Raw genomic sequence first — 26,114 nt, forward strand, 5'->3', positions numbered from 1 at the left:
AAGAGCGGCTCAAGGCGAGAGCTGCCCGCAGCCTCGAAGCCTTGGAAGCAGAACTCAAACCAGCCCTCGACGCCATCACTGCAAAAGATGCCCGAGGCTGGATCAGGCACGCCGGCTATGTCCTACACTGAAACCAAAAGCGCTTTAGGGTAAAGCGAATGCCGGAACGCACGCTGTTCAACTGGGCCGTGCTGACTCGCATTATCTACGCCGGTGTGGTTCCATGCTCCGTCCACTGAAATGGAGGAAGCCTATGGCCTCGAAAGCGCGCATGAGACCTTCTTGGAAGAAACGCACCGTTCGCTGGAAGCGGGTCGTTGCCCCGGCAAAGACGCTCGAAGGGCAGAAGAACCTCGCAAAGAAGCACCGCTACGCCAACCGCCACGGTTAGCCCTCACTGGAAAGGCTCGCCGAAGCGGGCTGCCTTGTTGCTTGCTTGCACGTTGCTTGCTCGCACTTGGCGCTATCGAACGGCGACGCTGCTGCGACCTAAACCGTATCCAGCAAGCGATAGCCGATGCCTGATTCAGTCAGGATGAACCGGGGGTCTGCCGGGTTGGGTTCGTTTTTCTGTCTAAGCTGGCCGACATAGACGCGCAGATATTGGGTGTCGTGCTCATGGGCAGGCCCCCAGACGGTGATGAGAATTTGTTCGTACGTCACCACCTTGCCGGCATGGCGCGCGAGGAAGGCGGGAATCAAACTCCTTCGGACTGAGATTCACCTCGGCACTCTGCCAAGTCACCCGATGACGCGGAACATCGATCTCCAGATCTCCGATGCCGCTGAGGAAGAGATCGAGGGATATGAAAGCGCTTCCCATCAGAGACGGTCGCCTGCGCCACCGCATTCCCCGGATCGGGCAGACTCGACTATCCTAAATTCGGAACCGCCTCCCTATGCCGTAAAGCCCACACCTTCCATGATCGACAAGCTGGAATTTCTCATTGCGTGTTATAGTCAATTTGGTCAGTCTTTTTCCAAGCTAGAAGCATTCTAGGGGAGAAGATGCTCACGCCGGTTCAATGGGATGATGATCGCGCAAGCGAAATCGTCGCGGCGCATGCGTCGCTCGATGGAGCGACGCTTCCGATCCTTCATGCGCTTCACGACGAATTTGGCTGCATCCCGGAAGAGGCTATTCCTCTCATCGCCTCGGCACTCAACATCTCGCGGGCCGAAGTCCATGGAATCGTGACATTTTATCACGATTTCCGGCGTCAGGCGGGGGGCAGGCATGTCCTGAAGATCTGCCGGGCGGAAGCGTGCCAATCCATGGACGGCGCCCGGATCGCTCGGGAATTCTTGAGCCGCTTGGGCGTCGATTGGGGCGGCACGACCGCGGATGGCAGCCTCACAATAGAGGGCGTCTATTGTCTCGGCCTCTGTGCCTGCTCCCCTTCCGCCCTCTATGACGGCGAGCCGGTGGGTCGGCTCAACCCGGCCAAGCTCGATGCGATGGCCCGGGAGGCGAGGGGCTCATGAGCAAGGTTTATCTTTCCCGCGATGCGGCATCGCTGGCGCTCGGCTCCTCCCGGATAGGCTCTCTGCTGGCCGAGGAAGCCGCCCGGCGTGGTGTGGCCCTCGACTTGGTATCGACGGGCTCGCGCGGGCTGTTCTGGCTCGAGCCGCTGGTCGAGGTCGAGACTCCGGAGGGGCGGATTGCCTATGGGCCGCTCCAGGCCTCCGACATTCCCGGCCTGTTCGATGCGGATTTTCTCAAGGGCGGAGCCCATGAGCGGCGTCTGGGCAGGCTGGAGGATCATCCTTATCTTTCCCGCCAGTCGCGCCTGACCTTTGCCCGTTGCGGCATCATTGACCCGCTGTCCTTGGATGATTACCGCGCCCATGGCGGCTTCGTGGGCCTCGACCGGGCTCTTTCCCTCGCGCCTGCCGCTATCGTGGAGGAGGTCAAGGCCTCCGGCCTGCGCGGGCGCGGTGGCGCCGGTTTCCCCACCGGGATCAAATGGGACACGGTTCTCCATGTGGAGGCGGATCGGAAATACGTGGTCTGCAACGCGGACGAGGGCGACAGCGGCACCTTTGCCGACCGCATGCTGATGGAGGGCGATCCCTTCACCCTCATCGAGGGCATGATCATCGCCGGTCTCGCCGTGGGAGCCACGAAGGGCTTCATCTATATCCGGTCGGAATACCCGCACGCCTACCGCACGATGACGCGCGCTATCGAGATTGCTGCGCAAGCCGGCTATCTCGGCCCCTCCGTGCGCGGCTCGGAGCATGCCTTCACGCTGGAAACGCGGCTCGGGGCAGGCGCCTATATCTGCGGTGAGGAGACATCCCTGCTCGAGAGCTTGGAGGGCAAGCGCGGCGTCGTGCGGGCGAAGCCGCCGCTGCCGGCCCTGAAAGGCCTGTTCGGCAAACCGACCGTCGTCAACAACGTGATCTCGCTCGCCACCGTCCCTTGGATCATGACGCACGGTGCGAAGGCCTATGCCGATTTCGGCATGGGGCGGTCGCGCGGCACCATGCCGGTCCAGCTCGCGGGCAATGTGAAGCATGGCGGGCTTATCGAGCTCTCTTTCGGTGTCACGCTGCGCGAACTCGTTCATGATTTCGGCGGCGGCACCGCGACGGGACGGCCGGTCAAGGCGGTTCAGGTCGGCGGTCCGCTCGGGGCCTATTTTCCGGAATCGATGCTCGATCTTCCGTTCGAATACGAAGCTCTCGCCGCGGCGAAGGGGCTGCTCGGGCATGGCGGCATCGTCGTGTTCGACGACAGCGTCGACCTGGCGCAGCAGGCCCGCTTCGCATTCCAGTTCTGCGCGGCCGAGAGCTGCGGCAAGTGCACGCCATGCCGCATCGGCGCGGTGCGCGGGGTCGAGGTGATGGACCGGATTATCGCCGGGGTCGAGCGCGAGAAGAACTTCGGGGTTCTCGACGATCTCTGCCGTCTCATGACGGACGCATCGCTCTGCGCCATGGGCGGCCTCACGCCCATTCCGGTGTTGAGCGCGCTCACTCATTTCCCTGAGGATTTCGACAAGGCGCCACGCATGCCCGCGGCCGCCGAGTAAGGAACGAAGTCGATGGCGCTGATCCAGGAAATCGACTACGGCACGCCGGTCCGCAAGACGGAAACGACGGTCACGCTCATGATCGACGGTCAGTCCGTAGCTGTGCCCGCCGGTACATCGGTCATGGCGGCCGCAATGATGATGGGCACCAGGATCCCCAAGCTCTGCGCGACGGATTCGCTCGAACCCTTCGGCTCCTGCCGCCTTTGCCTCGTCGAGATCGAGGGGCGTCGCGGCACGCCTGCTTCCTGCACGACGCCGGTGGAGGCCGGCATGGTGGTGCATACGCAGACGCAACGGCTCGCCGATCTTCGGCGCGGGGTGATGGAACTCTACATCTCCGACCATCCGCTCGATTGCCTCACCTGCTCGGCCAACGGCGATTGCGAATTGCAGGACATGGCTGGCGATGTGGGTCTGCGGGAGGTTCGCTACGGCTATGAGGGCGAGAACCATCTCGATGCTCTCACCGACACGTCGAACCCGTATTTCTCCTTCGAGGATTCCAAGTGCATCGTCTGCTCGCGCTGCGTGCGGGCTTGCGAGGAGGTGCAGGGTACTTTCGCATTGACGATCCAGGGACGAGGCTTCGATTCCCGCGTCTCGCCCGGCGTCGTCAATTTTTTCAGCTCGGAATGTGTGTCATGCGGCGCCTGCGTTCAGGCCTGTCCGACGGCGACGCTGAACGAGAAGAACGTCATCGAAATGGGCAAGCCCGAGCATTCAGTGATTACGACTTGCGCCTATTGCGGCGTCGGGTGCTCGTTCAAGGCCGAAATGAAGGGTAACACCGTCGTGCGGATGGTGCCCTACAAGGACGGCAAGGCGAATGAGGGCCATTCCTGCGTCAAGGGCCGTTTCGCCTGGGGCTATGCCACGCACAAGGACCGCATCACCAAGCCGATGATCCGCGAGACGATCACGGATCCCTGGCGTGAGGTATCGTGGGAGGAGGCGATCAACCGCGCCGCCGGCGAATTCAAACGCATTCAGGCGAAGTATGGTCGCGATTCCATCGGTGGCATCACGTCGTCCCGCTGTACCAACGAGGAAACCTTCCTCGTTCAGAAGCTGGTTCGCGCGGGGTTCGGCAACAACAACGTCGATACCTGCGCCCGAGTCTGCCATTCGCCAACCGGCTACGGCCTCAAGACGACGCTTGGCACCTCAGCCGGCACGCAGGATTTCGCCTCCGTCGATCATGCCGATGTGATCCTCGTCATCGGTGCAAACCCCACGGACGGCCATCCTGTTTTCGCGTCTCGCATGAAGAAGCGCCTGCGTGAAGGCGCGCGGCTGATCGTGGCCGATCCGCGCCGGATCGATCTGGTGAAGTCGCCGCATGTCGAGGCGGATTATCATCTGCCGCTGATCCCCGGCACCAATGTCGCCCTCATCAACGCCATGGCCCATGTGGTCGTGACCGAAGGCCTGGTGAACGAGGCCTATGTGCGCGAGCGTTGCGACCTTGCCGACTTCGAATCCTGGGCGCGATTCATCGCCGAGGATCGTCATTCGCCCGAAACGGTCGAGCATTTGACTGGTGTCCCGGCCGCGGATGTGCGCGGTGCGGCGCGGCTTTACGCCACCGGCGGCAACGCGGCGATCTATTACGGGCTCGGCGTCACCGAGCACAGCCAGGGCTCGACCATGGTGATGGGAATGGCGAACCTCGCCATGGCGACCGGCAATATCGGCCGCGCCGGGGCCGGCGTGAATCCCTTGCGCGGGCAGAACAACGTGCAGGGCTCGTGCGACATGGGCTCGTTCCCGCACGAATTCTCCGGCTACCGGCACGTCTCCGACGATGCGACACGACACATGTTCGAAGCGCTCTGGGGCGTGCCGCTGCAGAGTGAGCCCGGGCTTCGCATTCCCAACATGCTGGATGAGGCCGTCGATGGAACCTTCAAGGGCCTCTACATCCAGGGCGAGGATATCGCGCAATCCGATCCGGACACGCAGCACGTCACAGCCGGTTTGAAGGCGATGGAATGCGTGGTCATTCAGGACATCTTCCTGAACGAGACCGCCAAGTACGCCCATATTTTCCTGCCGGGCTCATCCTTCCTTGAGAAGGATGGCACGTTCACCAATGCGGAGCGGCGGATCAACCGGGTGCGCAAGGTGATGCCGCCTCTTGGCGGCATGGCCGATTGGGAAGTGACCATCACTCTTTCGAATGCCCTCGGCTTCCCGATGCGTTACGGGCATCCGAGTGAGATCATGGACGAGATCGCCAGCCTTACGCCGACCTTTGCTGGCGTGTCCTACCAGAAGCTCGATGCGCTCGGTTCCGTGCAGTGGCCGTGCAACGATGCGGCACCCATGGGAACGCCGATGATGCATGTGGACCGCTTCGTGCGCGGCAAGGGCAAGTTCATGCTCACCGAATTCTTGCCCACAGAGGAGCGAACAGGGCCGCGCTTCCCCCTGATCCTTACGACAGGCCGCATTCTCTCGCAGTACAATGTGGGTGCACAGACGCGACGTACACAGAACAGTCTCTGGCATGAGGAGGACGTGCTCGAAATCCATCCCTTCGACGCGGAAAGCCGAGGCATCCTGGATGGCGATCTCGTCTCTCTCGAGAGCCGCTCGGGCGATATCGCGCTTCGCGCCAGCATCAGCGAACGCATGCAGCCCGGCGTCGTATACACCACGTTCCACCATGCCAAGACCGGTGCCAACGTGATCACCACGGATTATTCCGACTGGGCCACCAATTGCCCGGAATACAAGGTGACTGCGGTTCAGGTGCGGCGCACGAACCGGCCTTCCGACTGGCAGGCGCGGTTCTTCGAGGAAGATCATGCCCTCAAGCGCGTCGAGACCAAGCTTGATGCAGCCGAGTAAGGACAAGCCCACTTTTCCGGTAGCGGTGGAGGCTCCTGCCTCCATCGTCTCCTTTGAGGGCGGCGAACCTTCCCCGATCAGGCGGGCCGTGCCCGCAGAGGTTCCCATCAATATCGTCTATGCCGGAATTCCATTTGCGGTAATGATGGCGACACCTGCCGATCTCGAGGATTTCGCCGTCGGGTTCAGCCTGACCGAGGGCGTCATCGAGCAAGTCAGCGATATCCGCTCCATTCACGTCGAAACCGAGGAACGCGGTTTCAGACTTCTCATCGATCTTTCCTCCGAGCGTCTTCACGAACATCTCGCCCGCAAGCGTGTTCTTGCCGGGCGCACGGGCTGCGGATTGTGCGGCATCGACGATCTGGATTCGCTGCCCAAGGCGCGGCCACTCGCAGGCTCGGCACCCGCCATTTCGATCCCTTCCATTCGCAAGGCCCTGGATGCGCTTGACGCCAAACAACCTCTCAACGAGATGACGCGCGCCGTTCATGGAGCCGCCTGGGTGGGGCTCGACGGTCAACTTAAAATCGTTCGCGAGGATGTCGGTCGTCATAATGCGCTCGACAAACTCATCGGTGCGCTGTGCCGGGAGGGCGCTGCGCCCGATCAGGGTTTTTGCATCGTCACCAGCCGCTGCTCCTTCGAACTCGTCGAGAAGGTGGCGGCATTCGGGGCAAGAACCCTGATCGCGATCTCCGCGCCGACTTCGCTTGCCCTGGAGCGGGCCCGCCTGCTCGACATCACGCTCATCGCCATCGCGCGCCGCGACACGATGACGGTCTTTCACGGTCTGGAGCGCGTCTGCGTGCAGGAAGTTTCCGCATGAACATTGAGAAGTTGATCCGCATGGCCAATCAGATTGCGGAATTTTTCAGGTCCTATCCGGAAGAGCAGGCCGCCACCGGGATTCACGACCACCTCGTCGCCTTTTGGACGCCTCATATGCGGGACGCCATCCTGATCTATGCGAACCAGGGAGGGGACAAGCTGGATCCGCTTGTCGTCAAGGCGCTGCAGACTTTCCGAACGGGAGAAAGCCCAATCGGGAAGCAGGTTGCCGGCCCAGGACGCTCGGCCAATTAGGGGGCGACGCTGGATGACGATGATCAGGTCTTGCGTCTTCTCTTCCCCTGTCCTGGACGGGTTTGTAAGGCCGTAGGTGCCCTTTAAAGGCTGTCCTTGCGGATCGGGGCGCGGCCCTCGACCTGCCGATGGATCGTCTCGGCTATGGTAAGAAGCTTCTCTCGATCCGTACGACCCGTGATCACGTAAGACAGATCCTGATCGATCCAGGAAAAGGCCGAAACGTCTCCCTCGGATTCGAAGCGAAACGCCGTCTGCTCGTCGCGGCCATCAGGCCGTGCATAGAAAGTCAGCCGGTTTCCCTGTCCATCCTCATACATGAAAAGAGCCGCCGGCGAAGATCCCGCAGGCAGGAGACGTCCGCCGATGAGGTGAAAACCCTGATTTGTCAGATCGGGAGCCAGAAGAGGCTTGCCAAGCCGCCGCGAAAGCCACTGGACGAGGTGAGCCTCTTGACTCGCTCCGACTTCAACCGGGTGAACCTTTTCGACGACATAGGTTCGATAGGCCGTAATCGCATCCTGTGCGACCCGTTGCGTATCCGGAGGCATCGCAGCGTTGTGGGAAGAAAACCAGGCGTGGCCCGAAACTCCGAGCGCAAGGCCGACGGCAAGCCATACCGCCGCAGCGGCAGAGGCTGCCCAGAGCCGCTTTGGCGCTCGGCGCCGCTCGACCATGATATTCGCAATCCGCAAACGCGCGGGGATCGGTTCGTTCGCTTTGGCTGCCAGTCGGGTTCGCAGGTCTTTGTGCTGTTGGGCATAAGCGGCGACCTGGGCTGCGACGGCCGAGTTTGCGGCAAGATAGGCTTCGACCGCGCCTCGGCGCTCCGGCGCGAGGTAGCCGTCGACATAGGCCTGCAGATCGTCTTCGCCTATGGGGCGGTCGCCCATTACTTGATCCTCCTGAGCACGGTCGTCCGCCCGGTCTCCATGAAACGCCTCATCCTCTCGCGTGCGCGGCTCAGCCGGGACATGATCGTGCCGATGGGGACGTCGAGCGCCCTGGCCGCCTCCTCATAAGAGAGGTCTTCCACGCTGACCAGCAACAGCACCGAGCGTTGCTCCTCGGGCAGGATATCGAGAGCAGCGAGGATATCGTGCATGCGGGCTTGCTCGTCCTGTCCAGTGTCCGGAGACGCCATATCGGCGAGCGCTTCGGTGCCAACCTGCAGACCGCGCCGTTTCTGCCGGCGCAGCCTATCGATGAACAGGTTGTGCTGAATGGCGAAAAGCCAGGCCTTCAACTCGCCGTCCCGTCGACGCAGGCTCCAGCGGCTGATGGCGCGTTCCAGCGTGTCCTGGACAAGATCGTCCGCGGCTTCATCGTCCCGCAGGAGCGCCCAGGCATAGCGCCTCAGGCCCGGAATCTGCGGTTCGAGAAGAGTGGCGATCTCATCCAAGACGGGACATCCTTCACCCTATTCCGGCAAGCGGGCTTCAGGGCGCTGCAACATGCCAGATGTTGTTGACGCCATCGCCAGTGACATCGCCCGGCTTGGCATCCTTCGCCCAGGCATAGAGCGGCTTACCCTTATAAGCCCATTGCATCGAGCCGTCGTCCCGTTTCACCACGGTCCAATCGCCGGAATCCTTGGCGCCGGCCGCAGCCATCAGGGGCGGCCAGTTCGTGGCGCAGGTTCCATTGCAGTTGGATTTGCCCATGGCATCCTTGTCGAAGACATAAAGGGTCATCCCTTTGGCGTCGACGAGAGCCTTGCCCTTCGATGTCTCCGCGACTTTCGCCGGGGCTGTGGTTTGAGCGGCTACGACGGTTGCACCAAGCAGAGCGCCGACCAGCATGGTGACGCGGAATGTCGATTTCAGCACAGCATTTCTCCTTGGGTCGATGCTGACCCGACGCTTAAGACGCCCGACAGGGCAGTTTTATTCCCAGGGTTTTGAGACCGACATGTTTTTTTCCAAAGCACAGGTTGAAGACCTGCCCTGCATTCCCCGGCTGTTGAGGGACACCATGTGACCTCACACATTCTTCAGGGCTTGGGTTTCTTCAGACGGGGTTTACTCTCGGCAAGATCGCGCTGTTGGTTGGGGAAAATAAATAGCCTTTTATTATCAATGCCATGAGCATGACAAAGCACGTTTCTCTCCTGAGTTCTCCGCCATCGAAGCAATTGGAGAAATATTAGCCCATTGTAGCGGTCGGCAATACGGTGCTGGGCCTTGTCGAAACCTTGGGGGCGATACAGAATACCTCAACGAATCCCGTCAATGGGACTCCTACCGGAAGAAACCGGCAGGCCGCGTAGGAGAAACTACGCACCAGAGGAAACGAGGCTGCTTCGTAGGCCTTTCGGCGTGCGGGGCTCCAGGAGGGAGGCGTCGGTGACGACGGCTGCTGGCTCGCGTGATGGTGATACCTTCCCGAAGCTGATCGTCAGCAATGCGCGCCTTCGCCCCGGTCGGACGGCCTTCCGTCACAAGGATCTGGGTATCTGGCAATCATGGACCTGGGGCGAAGTCCACGAGATCGTTCGAGCCTATGCGTCCGGCTTGCAGGCGCTAGGGTTGAGGCGCGGTGGCAAGATCGCCGTGATAGGCCATAACCGCCCCTATCTCTATTGGACCATCACGGCTGCTCAATGGATCGGAGCGACCCCCGTTCCGGTCTACGCGGATTCCGTAGCCGAGGAGATGGCCTATGTGCTTGCCCATGCAGAGGTGACGCATGCCGCAGTACAGGACCAGGAGCAGGCCGACAAACTTCTCTCGGTTTTAGATCAACTGCCGCAACTCGACCGTATTCTCTACGACGAGGATCGAGGCTTGCGGGATTACGATCACAGCCGCCTGCACGCGATACGCGCGGTGATCGAGGAGGGAAGGGAGAGGCTGAAAGATGTCGCTCAAGCGGAAGCATTGCAGCGCGAGCTGGAGGAGGGGAGGGGATCGGACCTCGCCATCATCCTCTATACATCCGGCACGACGGGCCGTCCGAAGGGCGTCATGCTGTCTTTCGAGAGCGTGATCGCGGCTGCCGAGATCGGCTGCGACTTCGACAAGCTCGACGAGACCGACGAGATTATCGCCTATCTGCCTATCGCGTGGGTCGGCGATCACATCTTCTCCTACGCGCAGGCCATTCTGTCGGGGCTTTGTGTCAATTGCCCCGAGAGTCCGGAGACCATTGCGGATGACAGGCGTGAGATCGGTGCGACCTATGTCTTCGCACCGCCGCGCGTGTTCGAAAGCATGCTGACCCTGACCATGGTGCGCATCGAGGACGCGGGTGCGCTGAAGCGGCGGATGTTCCATTACTTCATCGATCATGCCGGAAGGGTCGGCGAGAGAATCCTGAACGGCGAAGCCGGAGTCGGTGTGTGGAACCGCCTGCTCTGGCATGTGGGCAACCTTCTCGTCTACGCGCCTCTGCGCAACCGCTATGGGATGACCAGGCTCAAGGTCGGCTACACGGCAGGCGAGGCCATCGGTCCGGAAATATTCCGGTTCTATCGCGCCATCGGAGTCAACCTGAAGCAGCTCTACGGACAGACGGAAGCCTCGGTCTACATCACTATGCAGCCCAACGGTGAGATCCGTGCCGATACGGTGGGGCGCCCAGCGCCGCGGGTCGAGATCCGCATCGACGAGAACGGCGAGGTTCTCTACCGCTCCCCCGGCGTGTTTCTCGGATACTACAAGGATGAAGAGAAGACGGCGGAAACCAAGACCGCTGATGGCTTCGTGCGCTCGGGCGATGCCGGTTTCTTCGACGCGGCCGGCCATCTCAGGATCATCGACCGGGCGAAGGATGTGGGAAAGATGGGTGACGGCTCGCTCTTTCCGCCAAAGTACATCGAAAACAAGCTCAAATTCTATCCCAACGTCAAGGAAGCCGTATGCTTCGGCGACGGGCGGGATTATGTCGGCTGCTTCATCAACATCGATCTCGTCGCCGTCAGCAACTGGGCCGAGCGCAACGGAGTGACTTACGCTTCCTATCAGGAACTCGCAGGCCATCCGCTCGTCTACGACATGATCGGGAAACACGTGGACGAGGTCAATCGCTCCCTCGCTTCCGAACCGCGCATGGGTGGCGCGCAAATCAAGCGGTTTCTGATCCTGCATAAGGAACTGGATGCCGACGACGGTGAGTTGACTCGGACGCAGAAGGTTCGCCGCGGCTTCATAGCGGAGCGCTATGCACCTCTGATACGAGGGCTCTATGACGGATCGAGCCAGACTGACATTTCGACGGAAGTCACTTTCGAGGACGGGCGCAAGGGCATGGTCTCCGCTCGGGTCAAGCTGTGCGACATGAATCTCTATCCGGTCGCTAGGCCCGTCTCGCTTCCGGAGGCAGCGGAATGAGAGCGCCCGATCATCCTGTCGCAGCTAAGGGCGATGTCCTGCTGAGCGTCGAAAACGTGTCCCTGAAATTCGGTGGCGTGAAAGCTCTCTCGGATGTGTCGTTCAACATCCGCAAAGGGGAGATCCGCGCCATCATCGGGCCGAACGGTGCCGGAAAGACCTCGATGCTGAACTGCATCAACGGCTTCTACTATCCGACCGAAGGCCGTATCACCTTCAAGGGCCGGGCGAGGCCCAAGATGCGTCCCTACGAGGCGGCCCGGGGCGGCATCGCGCGTACATTTCAGAACGTAGCCTTGTTCAAGAGCATGTCGACGCTCGACAACGTCATGGCTGGGCGTTCACTCAAGATGAAATCGAGCTTCTTCTGGCAGCTCTTCCGCCATGGACCTGCCATGCGTGAAGAGGTCGCGCATCGCCGCGTCGTGGAGGACATCATCGATTTTCTTGAGATCCAGCATATCCGCAGAACGCCTGTCGGGCGCTTGCCTTACGGCCTGCAGAAGCGGGTCGAACTCGGCCGCGCGCTTGCCATGGAACCTGATCTGCTCCTGCTCGACGAGCCCATGGCGGGCATGAATCTCGAAGAGAAGGAAGACATGTCCCGTTTCATCGTCGAGGTGAATCAGCAGTTCGGAACGACGATCGCCCTGATCGAGCACGATATGGGTGTCGTGATGGATCTTTCTAATCGGGTCGTGGTGCTGGAATACGGCCGGAAGATCGCGGATGGCACGCCAAGCGAGGTGAAAAGCGATCGGCGCGTAATCGACGCCTATCTCGGCGTCGCGCATTGAGGTGAGGCGATGGATATCCTCTACAAGGTCCTCATCGAGCCATTCCTTTTCATGGGGGAGGCGCCGGATCTTCTCGTCCAGACCCTTTGGGAAGGCCTCGTCTCGGGAATGCTCTATTCGCTGATCGCGCTCGGCTTCGTCCTCATCTTCAAGGCGTCGGGTGTCTTCAATTTCGCGCAGGGCATCATGGTCGTCTTCGCTGCGCTGACACTGGTATGGCTCTATGAGAAGGGCGTTCCAGCGCTGCTTGCACTCGTTCTCGCAGGCCTGGTGATGCTGCTTCTCGCCATGGCGGTGGAGCGGATCGTGCTGCGGCCGCTCGTCAACCAGCCCGACATTATTCTCTTCATGGCGACTTTCGGGTTGACCTATTTTCTGATCGGCCTTGGCGAGCTGATCTTCGGCGGCTCTCCGAAAGAAATGATCACCGGCCCGCTCTATCTGCCGCAGGGCACGACGGAGCTGGCGATCCTCGGCGGATCCGTGCGCTTCCAGCATCTCGACATCGCGGCTGCCGTGATCGCCTCCATCATGATTGCCGTGCTGGCCGTGTTCTTCTCAAAGACCCGCATAGGCCGCGCCCTTCGTGCGGTAGCGGACAGTCACAAGGCGGCTCTCTCCGTCGGGATTTCGTTGAACCAGATCTGGGTCATCGTCTGGTTCGCTGCGGGCATCGTGGCGCTTGTCGCCGGCATTATGTGGGGCGCGCGCTCCGGCGTGTCCTTCGCGCTTCAGATCATCGCGCTGAAGGCTCTTCCCGTGCTCATCCTCGGTGGCTTCACGTCCATCCCGGGTGCCATCATCGGCGGGCTCATCATCGGAGTCGGCGAGAAGCTCGGCGAGTTCTATTGGGGGCCGCTTATCGGCGGCGGCATCGATACCTGGCTTGCCTATGTCATCGCGCTTCTCTTCCTCCTCTACCGGCCGCAGGGCCTGTTCGGGGAGCGGATCATCGAACGGATTTGAGGGAGACTCCGCTTGCTTTATCGCGAGGCCGGCCAGTTCAAAACCAGTTATGCCACCGACATGGCGATCTTTCCTTTGCGCGAGGACCGGATCGGTCTGGCAGTCATCATCCTGGCAGCCTACGCGCTTGCCTTCTTCGGCAGCAATTTCCTTTTGCAGGCGGTGCTGATCCCGTTTCTGGTGTTCTCTCTGGCGGCTATCGGCCTCAACATTCTCACAGGCTATGCGGGACTCCTCTCGCTCGGCACCGGCGCCTTCATGGGAGTTGGCGCCTATGCCTGCTACAAACTCATGACGGCATTTCCTGGCGTGAACGTCATCGTCTGGATTCTCGTCTCCGGTTTCTTTTCCGCTGCGATCGGCGCGCTGTTCGGATTGCCGTCCCTGCGCATCAAAGGCTTCTATCTCGCCGTTGCGACCCTTGCGGCCCAGTTCTTCCTGCAATGGAGCTTCATCCGTGTTCCATGGCTTGTGAACTACAACGTGTCGGGCGCTCTCGATGCGCCGTTGCGGACCCTGTTCGGAATTCCTGTCGTCGGCGCCACAGCGACGCCGCAGACGCGCTATCTCGTGGTACTGACCCTCGTCATCGCTCTGACATGGCTTGCGTCGAATCTCGTCCATGGCCGCATCGGGCGCATGTGGATCGCGGTTCGCGACATGGATCTAGCCGCGGAGCTGATGGGCATTCGCCTGCTTCAGACAAAGCTCCTCGCTTTCGCCGTTTCCTCCTACTATTGCGGCGTGGCGGGAGCCCTGATGGTGTTCCTCTGGTATGGTGGCGCGGAGTACGACGTCTTCAATATCAACCAGTCCTTCTTCATCCTGTTCATGGTGATTATTGGAGGGCTTGGCAGTCTCATCGGTTCGTTCTTCGGTGCGGCGCTCATCTTCATCATGCCGATCGTTCTCGGAATCGTCCTGCCGATGATGCTCTCGCCCTTCGGGATCTCAGTCGGCGCCGACACCATCGAACATCTGCGCTTCATGATCGTGGGAGCGCTCATCATCTTTTTCCTGATCGTCGAACCGCACGGGCTCGCGCGGCTTTGGCAGATCGGCAAACAGAAGCTCCTGGTCTGGCCATTCCCCTATTGATGGCAGATCCGCTCCGGGAAACAGGTGCGGCAAGGAGACGTGAGCTCGAAAACCCGGCTCGGCCGGACAACACGGGAGGAAACGCATATGTCGTTTCGCGAATTGAGCCTTGGATTAGCCGTTGCAACACTTGTCGGCGGAACGGCTTTGCCTGCTGTCGCGCAAGACTCCATCTATGTTCCCTTGTTTACCTACCGCACAGGGCCTTTCGCGGGATCCGGCACTCACATCGCCGATGGCATGCATGATTATCTCGAAATGCTGAACCAGCGCGATGGCGGCATCGGCGGCGTGAAACTCGTCATCGAGGAATGCGAAACCGGTTACGACACGAAGAAGGGCGTCGAGTGCTACGAGGCGGTGAAAGGCAAGAACCCGGTCATCGTCAATCCCTGGTCGACAGGCATCACTCTTCCGCTGATCCCGCGCGCAGCCGTGGACAAGATTCCGATCCTTTCCATGGCTTACGGCCTGTCGGCCTCGGCACGTGGCGATATCTTCCCCTGGGTGTTCAATCCGCCGAGCACCTATTGGGACGGCATGTCGATGATCGTCAAATATATCGGCGACAAGGAGGGCGGGCTCGACAAGCTGAAGGGCAAGAAGATCGGGTTCCTGCATCTCGATGCCAGCTTCGGCAAGGAGCCGATTCCGCTTTTGGAGGAACTCTCCAAGGAACTCGGCTTCGAGGCGAAGCTCTATCCCGTCGCCGCCCAGGACATGCAGAACCAGTCTTCGCAATGGCTCAGCGTGCGTCGCGATCGTCCGGATTACATGATCATGTGGGGCTGGGGCTCCATGAATGGCGGCGCGATCAAGGAAGCGGTCCGCTCCGGCTATCCCATGGACAGGTTCCTCTCCGTCTGGTGGCCGGGCGAGGATGATGCCAGGAGCGGCGGCAGCGGCGCGAAGGGCTTCAAGATGCTCAACTGGCACGCGGTTGGCACGAATTATCCTGCCATGCAGGACATCGTGAAGAACGTGGTCGACAAGGGTCTCTCGAAAGCCTCCAAGGAGAAGGTGGGCGAGCTTCTCTACAATCGCGGCGTCTACAACTCGCTGCTGATCGCCGAGGGTATTGCCAATGCGCAGAAGCTGACGGGCAAGAAGGTCGTGACGGGCGAAGACGTGCGGCGCGGCATGGAAGCCATCAAACTTGATCCGACCCGTCTCAAGGAGCTTGGCCTCGAAGGCTTCACGGATTCCATTACCCTGTCCTGTGCCGACCATAACGGTCACCGTCCAGCTTTCATGCAGGAATGGGACGGCGCGAAATGGGTAAAGATTTCGGATCCGATCGCACCTATGGGCGATCGCGTTCGCGCTCAGCTCGATGCGGCAGCAAAGGATTATGCCGAGAAGAATGCCGGCTGGCCGAAACGCACGGAGGCCTGTGACAAGGCAAGCTGATGATTCCGCGAAACGGAATCATGTAAACAGCGTGCGGGCAGGGGGCATCCCGTGTCCGCATGCTTCTCCCCTGGAGAGGAGGGGTCGATGAGCCATGCCGTTCAGATGCAGAAGTCGAATCTGCCCAGAGTTGAGGAAGCCGTCCTTGCGGTCAATAACATAGAGGTCATCTACGATCACGTAATCCTGGTGCTCAAGGGTGTGTCGCTGAATGTGCCTCGAGGTGGGATAGTCGCGCTGCTCGGAGCCAATGGCGCGGGCAAGACGACGACCCTGAAGGCGATCTCCAACCTGCTTCATGCGGAACGGGGAGAGGTCACCAAGGGCAGCATCGAATTCGACGGTAAGCGCGTCGACCGCCTCTCGCCGAATGAACTGGTTCGCAGGGGTTGTATCCAGGTTCTCGAAGGACGGCATTGTTTCGGCCACTTGACGATTGAGGAGAACCTTCTCACCGGCGCATTCACACGCCGGGACGGAAACGCCGCGATCCGTCGCGATCTCGAGGTGATCTACGAGTACTTCCCGCGCCTCAAGCAGCGACGCGGCTCCATGGCGGGTTATACTTCCGGTGGCGAGCAGCAGATGTGCGCCATCGGTCGAGCCATGATGTCACGCCCCAAGATGATCCTGCTGGATGAACCGTCCATGGGCCTTGCGCCGCAGATCGTGGAAGAGATCTTCGAAATCGTGCGCAAGCTCAACGCCACTGAGGGCGTATCTTTTCTTCTCGCAGAGCAGAACACCAATATGGCACTGAAATACGCAACCTATGGCTATATCCTCGAAACTGGCCGTGTCGTGATGGATGGGCCTGCACAGATGCTGCGTGAGAACGAGGACGTGAAGGAATTCTATCTCGGTGTTTCGGAAGGGGACCGAAAATCCTTTCGGGACGTGAAGAGCTATAAGCGCCGCAAGCGGTGGCTGGCTTGAGGCGAGTCTGTCCCACCCCGACAACGTGCATGACCTGAAGGGTGTAAGCTTTGACCGACTTTTTCGATGCGCTCGAAACACGCGATCCGGCAGAGCGGGAAGCCGATCTTTTCTCACGCCTTCCTAAAATCCTGAAGCGCGCCGCGAAAGCGCCAGGCTATGCCGAACGGCTACAAGGCTTCGACCTCGACGGTATCGCAAGCCGCAAGACACTCGCGACCTTGCCTGTTCTGCGCAAATCAGAGTTTCCTGCGCTGCAAAGGGCAGCATTTCCTTTCGGAGGTTTCGTTCCCGACGCTCCGGGTTCTTTTGGGCGCCTCTTCACGTCCCCGGGACCCATCTTCGAACCGGAGGCGACGGAAGCCAATCCATGGCGGTCTGCGCGTGGGCTCCATGCTGCCGGATTTCGCAAGAGCGATGTTGTGCTCAACACTTTCAGCTATCATCTGACTCCTGGCGGCTTCATCATGGATTCCGGCGCGCGGGCGCTCGGCTGTGCGGTCATTCCAGCGGGTCCCGGCAGTACCGAACAGCAATATGAACTGATTGAAGCCTATCGACCCATCGCCTATTGCGGCACGCCGGACTTTCTTAAGATCCTGCTCGACGGCGCATCAGTAGCCGGAAGGGATATCTCTTCTCTCAAGCGCGCACTGGTTTCAGGGGCTGCTTTCCCAAAAACCTTACAAGATGAGTTTTCGGCGAGAGGCATTGAGGCCTATCAAGCCTATGCCACCGCGGATCTCGGCTTCATTGCCTATGAGACCTCCGCGCGTGAGGGCCTTGTGGTCAATGAGGATCTTATCGTCGAGATCGTTCGGCCGGGTACCGGCGATCCTGTTCCCGAGGGAGAGGTCGGCGAAATCGTCGTCACGAGCCTCGATCCGCGTCGTCCCTGGATCCGCCTCGCGCTCGGCGATCTCACCGCCGTGATGACAGGCGTCAGCCCGTGTGGACGCACCAATCTGCGCATCAAGGGCTGGATGGGCCGGGCTGATCAGGCAACCAAGGTCAAGGGCATGTTCGTGCGGCCCGAACAGGTCGCCGAAATCGGCAGCCGCCATCCCGAACTCGGTCGCCTGCGTCTCGTCGTGACGCGCGAGGGAGAAACGGATGTGATGACGTTGAAGGCAGAAGTCGCAGCGCCTGAGAGGAATCCCGTCGTGAGTATTGGCGCCACGCTTCTGGATGTGACGAAATTAAAAGGGCTCGTCATGCTTGTCCCACCCGGAACCTTGCCGAATGACGGCAAGGTGATCGCGGATGAGCGGGCATATGGCTGAGCGCCGACGAGCCCTTTTTCGATTTTAGCGTCCGACCGCGTAGGCCTGCATGAGCCGCGGTGTTGCGGCGCCACGCAGTAGGCCGTCCTTGTCGCGGCTTGCCGCCACGAGGCGTCCGACGGTCCAGGCGGGCATTGACTCGACATCGTGGCCGCGCGCGCGCAATTCGTCGAGAACCTCAGTACCGAAGGTTTCCTCAGCCGCGAGATGACCCGGCTTCTGCTCGCGCGGATAGAACGACGACGGGAAATGAGCCGTATGGGCCATCGGCAGGTCGATCGCTTCCTGCAGGTTGAGGCCATGATGGGCATGGCGCAGAAACAGAAGCAGCTGCCATTGCTCCTGCTGGTCGCCACCCGGTGAGCCGAACACCATGTAGGGTTCGCCGTCTTTCTCCGCGAGGGTGGGCGTCAGTGTCGTGCGCGGCCGCTTGCCGGGTTCCAGGCTCGCCGGGAGGCCCGTTTCCAGCCAGAACATCTGCGCGCGGGAATTCAGCATGAAGCCGAGCTCAGGAATGACCGGCGAGGACTGCAGCCAGCCGCCGGAAGGCATCGCGGCAATCATGTTGCCATGCCGGTCGACCACATCGATGTGAACCGTGTCGCCCCGACGGGCCGAGCGCATGGAGGCCATGGTCGGCTCGCCGCCCGTCACCTTGCGGTCGGTAGTGGAAAGGTCGCGCAGGGCCTTCATCATCCGCTCGACCTGCAGCTCATATCCTTCCACATGGCCGGGACGAAGCTCCCGCGAGGCGCGCTCGCCGATCAGCTTACGCCGCTCGTCCGAATACTGGTCGGAGAGCAGCGTTTCCATCGGCACCTTCACGAAATCCGGGTCGCCGTAATAGGCCTCGCGGTCCGCGAAGGCGAGCTTCATGGCCTCGACCACCGTATGGATGAAGGGTGCGCTCGTCGGGCCCATGGCGCCCAGGTCGAACCCCTTCAGGAGCGCCAGCGTCTGCAGGAAGACGGGGCCCTGTCCCCAGGGACGGATCTTGTTCACCCGGTAATTATGATAATCGTAGGTGAGGGGAGTGTCGTAGCTTGCGGACCAGGATGCCATATCGTCGGCCGTGATGACGCCGCGATGGCGTGAGCCCGATTGGTCCATCACCTCGTTGGAGCGCGCGAAGCGGTCAATGGCCTCGGCCACGAAGCCTTTGTAGAAGGCTTCGCGGGCGGCCTCGATCTCGCCTTCACGGTTGCGCCCTTTGGCTTCGGCCTCGCGCAGGATGCGCTTCCAGGTCTCTGCGAGCTGCGTGTTGCGGAAGAGCTTGCGTGCCTCTGGGACGTTGCCGCCCGGCAGGAACACGGCGGCAGAGGTCGGCCACTCGGTCTCGAAGAAGGATTTCAGGCCTTTGATCGTGTCCGAGACACGCGGCAGAAGGGGATGCCCCTTTTCTGCATAATAGATCGCAGGCTCCAGTACATCGCGCAGCCGCAAGCTGCCGTGGTCGCGCAGCAGGATCATCCAGGCATCGAATGCACCGGGAATGACAGTCGCGAGCAGGCCGTTGCCCGGAATGAGGGACAGCCCTTCGCGCTTGTAATGGTCGATCGTCGCGCCTTTCGGCGCGGTGCCCTGGCCGCAGAGCACCTCGACCTTGCCGGTCTTGGCCGAATAGAAAACGGCCGGAACCTCGCCTGAAGGCCCGACGAGATGCGGCTCGACGACCTGCAGAACGAAACCCGACGCGACGCAGGCATCGAACGCATTGCCATCTTTCTCGAGCATCGACATGCCGGCGGCGGAGGCAAGCCAATGGGTCGACGTGACGACGCCGAACGTGCCGAGGATTTCAGGCCGTGTAGTGAACATGAATCTGATCCGAGGTTAGGGGCTAGTTTTCGCGGGGATCCAGGGCATCGCGCAGGCCGTCACCCAGAAGGTTGAAGCCGAGAACGATGAGGAAGATGGCGATGCCTGGGAAGAACGACATCCACGGCGCCTGATCCATGAAGTTCTTGGCCGTGTTCAGCATGGAACCCCAGGATGGATTGGGCGGTTGCTGGCCGAGGCCGAGGAACGACAGGCTGGCTTCCGCAATGATAGCGCCGGCGACGGTGAGCGTCGCCTGGACAAGGATGGGAGGAATAACATTCGGCAGGATGTAGCGCAGGATGATCCAGAAATCCGGCAGGCCGATAGCCCGCGCGCCTTCCACATAATCCTCCGCCTTGATGGATAGAACCTGACCGCGTGTCAGGCGGATGAAGATCGGCATGGCGGAGAGACCGATGGCGATCATGGCATTGCTCAGGCTCGGGCCGAGGAAGGAGGCCAGCGCAATCGCGAAGATGAGGAACGGGATGGCGAGCATCGCTTCCGTCGAGCGCGAGATGACTGCATCGATCCAGCCTCCGAAATAGCCGGACACGAGACCGAACGGCACGCCGAGAAGGACGGCGATCGAGACGGACACGACACCCGCCATCAGGGAGGCGCGGGCACCCCACAGCATGCGTGAGAACACGTCGCGGCCAAGTTCGTCCGTTCCGAACCAGAACACGGCGGAGGGTGCCTTGCGAATGGTCATGAAGCTCGGCTTGATCGGATCGAACGGCGCGACGAGGGGCGCAGCGATCGCGACGATAACGAAGAACAGCACGATGCCCGCGCCAACGAGGGCACCGCGATTCTTCATGAATTTGGAGAGAATACGGTTGCGCTTTTTCGGAAGTGCGACCTCTTCGGCGATTGCGAGCGTCATCGAGCATGCCTCAGGCGAGGATTGACCAGAACGTAGAGAACGTCGGCGAGTAGATTCATGACGATGAATCCGACGGCGGTGCAGAGAACAACGCCCTGCACGACAGCGTAATCTCGGTTGAAGACCGCATCGACCACGAGCTTGCCGAAGCCCGGGATGGTAAAGATCTGCTCGGTCAGCACCGCGCCGGCCAGCAGTTCGCCGAAAAGGAGTGTCGAGAGGGTGATGATGGGCATCAGCGCGTTGCGCAAAGCGTGCTTCATGATCACGACCCGCGAGACGAGTCCCTTGGCGCGGGCCGTGCGGATGTAATCGGAGCGCAGGACGCCGAGCATGGCGCTGCGCGTATGGCGCATCAGGCTGGCGGCGAGCCCGGTACCGAGAACGAAGGCGGGCATCAGCATTGTCTTGATGTTCAGCCACAGATCCTCGCTCGGCGGAACGAAGCCCGATGCAGGCAGGAGCTGCCAGCGCACGGAGACCAGCATGATGAGGAGAATGCCGAGCCAGAAGTTCGGGATGGAAAGACCCGAAAGGGCAACCACATTGGCGGCATAATCAACGGTCGTGCCCTTTCGGACGGCGGAGATGATGCCTGCTGGAATGCCGATAGCAAGCGCCACGATCATGGCGAAGATGGCGAGCTCGATGGTGACGGGAAGCTTGCCGAGAATCAGGGTCAGAACGGGAATATCGGTGCGCAGGGAAATGCCGAGATTGCCCTGAAGCACCTGCCCGAACCAAGCGAAATACTGGAGTGGGATCGGGTCATCGAGCCGATACTTCTCACGAAGAAAGGCCAGAACCTGCGGATCGCGCTCCTCGCCTGCCATGGTCAGAACGGGGTCGCCCGGCAGAAGCTGCTGCAGGGTGAAGACCAGTACCGACACAATGAGGATCGTCGGAATGGCGATCAGAATACGTTTGGCGATATAGCGGAGCATGAGGCTCTGTGATCTGGTTCGGGGAAGGGATTGCGTGCCCGACCTCAATGCCGGGCACGCTTGTAGCGACGTCTATCAGGACGCGAATTTCACGCCTTTGAGACGGATCATGCCATCCGGGTAAGGCTTGAAGCCTTCAACTTTCTTGGACAGAACGAAGGGCCAAGGCTGATAGTAGGTGTAGATAATCGGCAGCTCATCTTGGAGGATGGTTTGCGCGGCGTCGTACAGCTCCTTGCGCTTCGCGTCATCCGTGATCAGGCGTGCCTCGTTCAGGAGACGGTCGACCTCCGCATTGCAGTATTTGCCGTCGTTGAGGCCGCCCTTGCAGGTCACGAACGGATGGATGTTGCCATCGGGATCGACGCGTCCTGACCAACCGATCGCGTTGACCTGGAAATTACCCGCCTGCGCTTCCTTCTGCATGGCGGCAAACTCGGTCGGGCGCAGGGAGATCTCGAAACCGGCTTCTGCAGCCATGGCCTGGATGATCTCGGCAATCTGCTGCGCGGTCGTGCCCGTACCGAAGGTCAGGTCGAACTTCACATGCTCGACGCCGGCTTCCTTCAGAAGTTTCTTGGCCTTTGCAACATCGCGCTTGCGAGCCGCGAACTTCTTGTCGTTGTAGGGGCTTGCCTCCGGGAAGGGCTGGCCTGCGGGCGGGAAGATGCCCTGTCCGACCACTTCATTGATCACATCGCGGTCGATCGCGTATTCCAGGGCCTGTCGGACGCGCTTGTCCTGTCCGAGCGGAGTCTTGGCGCGATCGCTGTTATTGGTATTGATAGTCAGCCCCTGGTAACCGATTCCGCTCACGGGTGCGAACACCAGCTTAGAATCGCTCTTCACGGCAGCGACGTCGCTCGGCGCGAGGCGCTCCAGCATGTCGAGATTACCGGCCTTCAGGTTGGCGAGGCGGACGGTGGTGTCAGGAATCGGCTGGAAGACCAGACGGTCGAAGTTGTAGCTCTTCGCATCCCAGTAATCCTTGAAGCGCTCCAGGACGATACGGTCGTTCTGCACGCGCTCGACGAACTGGTAGGGACCCGAGCAGACCGGCTTCTGGCCGAAATCGGCGGCGGCCAATGCTTTCGGCGACATAAGCATGCCGGCGCGATCCGAAAGCTGCGACAGCAGCGTCGCGTCAGGACGTGACAATTTCAAGGCCACGGTCATGTCGTCGACGACTTCCACGCTCTCCACCGAGGCGATTTCGCTCTTGCGCAGGCTGTCGGGCAGAGTGCGGGCGCGGTCGATATTGGCTTTTACGGCGGCGGCGTTCATCGGTTCGCCGTCGTGGAACTTCACGCCGGAGCGCAACTTCATGGTCAGCGTCTTGGGATCGGTCCATGTCCACTCGGTGGCGAGTTGCGGGACGATCTTCAGGTCCGGCGTAATTTCGACCAGCTTATCGCACAAAGATGTGAACACGATGCGCCCCACGAAGGTGCGCGCGCGATGCGGATCGAGCACGTCGGGATCTTCATTCAGGCCGATCCGCAGGGTTTGTGCCGATGCCGCAGTGCTCATCGCGAGCCCGGCAGCCATCGCCAACATGAAAAGTGGTTTCTTCAAGGTTCTCTCCTCTGGGTTTAGCGGCTTGGCGCGGCGGTCTTGTCCTGCCGTTCGCGCCAAGTTTTGTAGAGCTCCATGCGCTTGGTCAGCGCCGGGCTAGGGGGCGGAGCCGAAAGGGCACCCGCGCCCGCATTCTGAATCTCGCGCCAGAAGTGGCAGGCTACATGCCTGCCATCGCCCGCGGCTTCCAAATCAGGATGCTTCTCGCGGCAAAGGGCTTTTGCGTGCGGACAGCGTGTATGGAAGCGGCAGCCTGGAGGCGGCGCCGTCGGGCTCGGAACATCGCCCTGCAACAACGGTTTGGACTGACGGTTGACCGGGCTTGGCACCGGAATCGCCGTGAGAAGCGCCTGCGTATAAGGATGAAGCGGGTTGTCGAAGAGATCGTCGGTCTCGCTGAACTCGACGATCTCGCCGAGATACATGACCGCAACCCTGTCGCTCATGTGCCGGATCACGGCGAGATCGTGCGCCACGATCACGAGGGTGAGGCCGAAGCGATCCTTCAGATCTTCGAGGAGATTGATGATCTGCGCCTGGATCGAAACATCGAGCGCCGAGACGGGCTCGTCGCCAATGATCAGCTTCGGCTCGCCGGCGAGGGCACGGGCGATGCCGATACGCTGGCGCTGGCCGCCCGAGAATTCATGCGGATAGCGATCCGCATGGGCGGGCAGGAGGCCGACAGTCCGCAACAGATCCGCGACCTTCTCGCGCCGCTCGGTGCCTTTAGCGAGGCCATGCAGCCAGATCGGCTCCGCGACGATGTCGCCGACATTCATGCGCGGATTGAGGGACGCGAATGGATCCTGGAAAATGATCTGCAACTCGCGGCGAAGCCGGCGCATCTCGTTCTGATCGAGCGAGAGAATGGAGCGGCCTTCGTAGAGCACATCTCCCGCTGTCGGTTCGATGAGCCGCAGGAGCAGCCGGCCCAACGTAGACTTTCCGCAGCCGGATTCGCCCACGATGGCAAAGGTCTCACCCCGCTTGACGGACAGCGAAACACCATCCACGGCCCGCACGATCGTCGGCGAGGCGAGAAGGCCTCCGCCACCGAAATGCTTCACGAGACCGACTCCCTCGAGAATGGTGTCATTGACCTCGGTGCTCATGCCAAAGCTCCACGATGTTGCTCAAGCGGCGCATACCAGCAGCGCGCCTTATGACCCGGCGTGAGTTCGACAAGGGGCGGTGGTTCGCTGGCGCAGCGATTGTCGGCGAAGGGGCAGCGTGGCGTGAAGCGGCAGCCCTTCGGCATGAGCTCCGCTGGCGGAACCGTGCCACGGATAGTCGCGAGGCGGCCCTGTCGGCGCCCGAGCGACGGCACGGACCCCATGAGCCCGATGGTATAGGGATGCTGCGGGTCTTCGAAGATTGCTTCGACGGAACCCGTTTCCACGACGCGCCCCGCATACATCACTGCCACATCGTCGGCGACCTCCGCGACCACGCCGAGATCGTGCGTGATCAGGATCATCGCCATTCCGCTTTCCTCCTGCAGCCGGCGGATGAGTGAGATGATTTGCGCCTGGATCGTCACGTCGAGCGCTGTGGTCGGCTCGTCGGCGATCAGGAGGTGCGGTTCATTGGCGAGAGCCATGGCGATCATGACGCGTTGGCGCATGCCACCGGACATTTCATGCGGATAGGCCCGCATGCGCTTCTCCGGGGCGGGGATGCGAACGCGCCGAAGCATGTCCAGCGCCCGTTCCTTTGCCTCAGCCTTCGAGACCCTGCGATGGCGGAGGATTCCCTCCGTGATCTGATCTCCTATTGTGAAGGCGGGATTGAGAGATGTCATAGGCTCCTGAAAGATCATGGCCGTCTGGTTGCCGCGCATGTCCGACCGCGCACGTTCGGAAAGGCTGAGAAGGTCCTTGCCTTCGAAATAGGCTGCGCCTCCGACGATGCGGGCCGGTGGTGTCGGCAGCAGGCCCATGAGGGCGAGCGCCGTCACGCTTTTTCCGCAACCGGATTCGCCCACGAGGCATAGAGTCTTTCCCTTGGCGATGGAAAACGACACGTCGTCGACGACATTGACGTCCTTCGGCGCGCCGTCGAAACGGATCGACAGGTTCTCGACTCGTAGGAGCGACTTCTCCGCGGGGGAGGGGCTTGCCGTGCTTGCCCCCATCGCGGAAGGCAGGGCTGCTTCAGTGATCATGCCGCAGGTCTTCCTTGGTCATCGGATGATGTCTCATCGGCGGTTTCATTGTCCTGATTGTCGGCGAGGGGCCGGGTCATGATCCTGAGGAGGCTGGCTCGCACCGTTTCCAGATGTTCGCGCATCGCCTGCTCGGCGGTGCCACCATCGCGAGCGGCGATGGCCTCGACGACGCGATGATGCTGATTCACATAATTTCTCTGGCGCGGGCGAGAACGCGCCTGCTCGCGTAGGCGACGCCAGGTCGGGTCCTGCCGGATCCGATTGGCTACGTCGAAGAAGGCGAAGAGGAGACTGTTGCCGGCAGCCTCCGCGATGGCCCTGTGAAACGCGCCGTCCCACAACTCACGGCTGTCCAGATCGCTATCGGCGCTGGATGCGGTCTTGTCAGCGAGGTGTTTCAGTCTCTCGATATCGCCGTTGGAAGCGCGCAAAGCCGCAAGCCGTGCGAGGGCGGGCTCGATTTCCAGGCGCGCTTCCATGTTCTCGAGAGGGTTGGTCCCACTCGAGAGGGCTTCGAGGCTCATCTCGGTGCGCAGGGGGCGTGGGCCGAGAAATGTTCCTTTGCCTTGCTGGCGCCAGATCCGCCCTTCGGCCTCCAGCACTTCAAGCGCCCGCCTGAGTGCGCGGCGGCCGACGCCGATCTGAAGCGCGAGTGCCCGTTCCGGGGGAAGCTGACTGTCTTCGCTTTCAGAGCGGTCGTCCAAGAGGGCGCGCAATTGCCTGAGAGCAAAATCAGAGCTGTCCGAAAGGGGCTCGGCGCTGACCATTTAAATTCCCTTTGGGAACCAATTTTAACATTGGTGCCGCGTTAATGGACGCTTTCTTGCTTAGGGCAGCGCCTTTGCGAAATGAAGATATACTGAAAGCGAACCTTTATGCAATTGGTGTCGGCAAGGTTCGCAGAGCTACCTTTG

At 61.0% G+C, this 26,114-nt stretch carries 22 protein-coding genes and 1 pseudogene; 12 read left to right on the forward strand and 11 right to left on the reverse strand.

Annotation, left to right across the window (positions count from 1 at the left end; all coding sequences use genetic code 11):
• Positions 1–489: 489 nt before the first annotated feature.
• Positions 490–781: pseudogene (locus AB4Y97_RS17910) on the reverse strand (winged helix-turn-helix domain-containing protein); the annotation flags it as partial.
• Between the two features lie 227 nt (positions 782–1,008).
• Here AB4Y97_RS17910 and AB4Y97_RS17915 point away from each other — a divergent pair.
• The 5 genes from AB4Y97_RS17915 to AB4Y97_RS17935 are packed head-to-tail and all read left to right on the forward strand — an operon-like array spanning position 1,009 to position 6,980.
• A complete protein-coding gene (locus AB4Y97_RS17915) occupies positions 1,009–1,485 on the forward strand; it encodes a formate dehydrogenase subunit gamma (protein ID WP_442000408.1) in 477 nt (158 codons plus the stop codon).
• Complete coding sequence (locus AB4Y97_RS17920) at positions 1,482–3,038, forward strand: formate dehydrogenase beta subunit (RefSeq protein ID WP_442000409.1); 1,557 nt, start codon at positions 1,482–1,484, stop codon at positions 3,036–3,038. The genes AB4Y97_RS17915 and AB4Y97_RS17920 overlap by 4 nt, the downstream gene beginning before the upstream one ends.
• A 12-nt stretch (positions 3,039–3,050) precedes the next feature.
• Entirely contained in the window at positions 3,051–5,894 is a 2,844-nt protein-coding gene (gene fdhF / locus AB4Y97_RS17925; protein WP_442000410.1) for a formate dehydrogenase subunit alpha, read from the forward strand.
• Positions 5,881–6,723 (forward strand): formate dehydrogenase accessory sulfurtransferase FdhD, encoded by an 843-nt coding sequence (gene fdhD / locus AB4Y97_RS17930; protein WP_442000469.1) that lies wholly within the window; start codon positions 5,881–5,883, stop codon positions 6,721–6,723. Before fdhF ends, fdhD begins: the two co-directional genes overlap by 14 nt.
• Positions 6,720–6,980, forward strand: a complete 261-nt coding sequence (locus AB4Y97_RS17935) for a formate dehydrogenase subunit delta (protein ID WP_442000411.1) — start codon at positions 6,720–6,722, stop codon at positions 6,978–6,980. Before fdhD ends, AB4Y97_RS17935 begins: the two co-directional genes overlap by 4 nt.
• An 83-nt stretch (positions 6,981–7,063) precedes the next feature.
• On the opposite strand, the gene AB4Y97_RS17940 is transcribed toward AB4Y97_RS17935, so the two are convergent.
• Genes AB4Y97_RS17940 through AB4Y97_RS17950 form a run of 3 tightly spaced genes read right to left on the reverse strand, consistent with a single transcriptional unit; the run spans position 7,064 to position 8,782 of the window.
• On the reverse strand, positions 7,064–7,873 hold the full coding sequence (locus tag AB4Y97_RS17940; protein WP_442000412.1) for an anti-sigma factor family protein: 810 nt from the start codon (positions 7,871–7,873) through the stop codon (positions 7,064–7,066).
• Positions 7,873–8,382 carry a sigma-70 family RNA polymerase sigma factor gene (locus AB4Y97_RS17945; protein WP_442000413.1) on the reverse strand — a complete coding sequence of 170 codons (510 nt, stop codon included), beginning with the start codon at positions 8,380–8,382 and terminating at the stop codon, positions 7,873–7,875. The genes AB4Y97_RS17940 and AB4Y97_RS17945 overlap by 1 nt, the downstream gene beginning before the upstream one ends.
• A gap of 37 nt (positions 8,383–8,419) precedes the next feature.
• The gene (locus tag AB4Y97_RS17950; RefSeq protein ID WP_442000470.1) at positions 8,420–8,782 is read right to left on the reverse strand and encodes a COG4315 family predicted lipoprotein; all 363 of its coding nucleotides are present in this window, start codon (positions 8,780–8,782) and stop codon (positions 8,420–8,422) included.
• A gap of 543 nt (positions 8,783–9,325) precedes the next feature.
• Here AB4Y97_RS17950 and AB4Y97_RS17955 point away from each other — a divergent pair.
• The 7 genes from AB4Y97_RS17955 to AB4Y97_RS17985 all read left to right on the forward strand — a co-directional run bounded on the left by AB4Y97_RS17955 (position 9,326) and on the right by AB4Y97_RS17985 (position 17,801).
• Positions 9,326–11,311, forward strand: coding sequence for an AMP-dependent synthetase/ligase (locus AB4Y97_RS17955; protein WP_442000414.1), 1,986 nt, complete (start codon positions 9,326–9,328; stop codon positions 11,309–11,311).
• Positions 11,308–12,108, forward strand: coding sequence for an ABC transporter ATP-binding protein (locus AB4Y97_RS17960; protein WP_442000415.1), 801 nt, complete (start codon positions 11,308–11,310; stop codon positions 12,106–12,108). The genes AB4Y97_RS17955 and AB4Y97_RS17960 overlap by 4 nt, the downstream gene beginning before the upstream one ends.
• Before the next feature lie 9 nt (positions 12,109–12,117).
• Positions 12,118–13,074, forward strand: a complete 957-nt coding sequence (locus tag AB4Y97_RS17965) for a branched-chain amino acid ABC transporter permease (RefSeq protein ID WP_442000416.1) — start codon at positions 12,118–12,120, stop codon at positions 13,072–13,074.
• 12 nt (positions 13,075–13,086) lie between these two features.
• Entirely contained in the window at positions 13,087–14,172 is a 1,086-nt protein-coding gene (locus AB4Y97_RS17970) for a branched-chain amino acid ABC transporter permease (protein WP_442000417.1), read from the forward strand.
• Between the two features lie 87 nt (positions 14,173–14,259).
• Positions 14,260–15,582, forward strand: a complete 1,323-nt coding sequence (locus AB4Y97_RS17975) for an ABC transporter substrate-binding protein (protein WP_442000471.1) — start codon at positions 14,260–14,262, stop codon at positions 15,580–15,582.
• An 87-nt stretch (positions 15,583–15,669) separates the two neighbouring features.
• Entirely contained in the window at positions 15,670–16,518 is an 849-nt protein-coding gene (locus tag AB4Y97_RS17980) for an ABC transporter ATP-binding protein (RefSeq protein WP_442000418.1), read from the forward strand.
• A gap of 50 nt (positions 16,519–16,568) precedes the next feature.
• The gene (locus AB4Y97_RS17985) at positions 16,569–17,801 is read left to right on the forward strand and encodes a phenylacetate--CoA ligase family protein (RefSeq protein WP_442000419.1); all 1,233 of its coding nucleotides are present in this window, start codon (positions 16,569–16,571) and stop codon (positions 17,799–17,801) included.
• A 24-nt stretch (positions 17,802–17,825) separates the two neighbouring features.
• Here AB4Y97_RS17985 and AB4Y97_RS17990 read toward each other — a convergent pair whose 3' ends face one another.
• From AB4Y97_RS17990 to AB4Y97_RS18020, 7 genes are all read right to left on the reverse strand, one after another.
• Positions 17,826–19,619: a gamma-glutamyltransferase family protein gene (locus tag AB4Y97_RS17990; RefSeq protein ID WP_442000420.1), complete on the reverse strand. Its 1,794-nt coding sequence runs from the start codon at positions 19,617–19,619 to the stop codon at positions 17,826–17,828.
• Between the two features lie 22 nt (positions 19,620–19,641).
• On the reverse strand, positions 19,642–20,511 hold the full coding sequence (locus AB4Y97_RS17995; RefSeq protein WP_442000421.1) for an ABC transporter permease: 870 nt from the start codon (positions 20,509–20,511) through the stop codon (positions 19,642–19,644).
• Positions 20,508–21,455 (reverse strand): ABC transporter permease, encoded by a 948-nt coding sequence (locus AB4Y97_RS18000; RefSeq protein ID WP_442000422.1) that lies wholly within the window; start codon positions 21,453–21,455, stop codon positions 20,508–20,510. Before AB4Y97_RS18000 ends, AB4Y97_RS17995 begins: the two co-directional genes overlap by 4 nt.
• 75 nt (positions 21,456–21,530) lie before the next feature.
• Complete coding sequence (locus AB4Y97_RS18005; RefSeq protein WP_442000423.1) at positions 21,531–23,030, reverse strand: ABC transporter substrate-binding protein; 1,500 nt, start codon at positions 23,028–23,030, stop codon at positions 21,531–21,533.
• A gap of 17 nt (positions 23,031–23,047) precedes the next feature.
• Positions 23,048–24,145 (reverse strand): ABC transporter ATP-binding protein, encoded by a 1,098-nt coding sequence (locus AB4Y97_RS18010; protein ID WP_442000424.1) that lies wholly within the window; start codon positions 24,143–24,145, stop codon positions 23,048–23,050.
• Entirely contained in the window at positions 24,142–25,167 is a 1,026-nt protein-coding gene (locus tag AB4Y97_RS18015) for an ABC transporter ATP-binding protein (RefSeq protein WP_442000472.1), read from the reverse strand. The genes AB4Y97_RS18010 and AB4Y97_RS18015 overlap by 4 nt, the downstream gene beginning before the upstream one ends.
• A 26-nt stretch (positions 25,168–25,193) precedes the next feature.
• Entirely contained in the window at positions 25,194–25,967 is a 774-nt protein-coding gene (locus AB4Y97_RS18020) for a FadR/GntR family transcriptional regulator (RefSeq protein WP_442000425.1), read from the reverse strand.
• Between the last annotated feature and the right edge of the window lie 147 nt (positions 25,968–26,114).

The sequence above is a fragment of the Microvirga sp. 2TAF3 genome, assembly GCF_052114965.1.
In the GTDB taxonomy this organism is placed as follows: Bacteria; Pseudomonadota; Alphaproteobacteria; order Rhizobiales; family Beijerinckiaceae; genus Microvirga.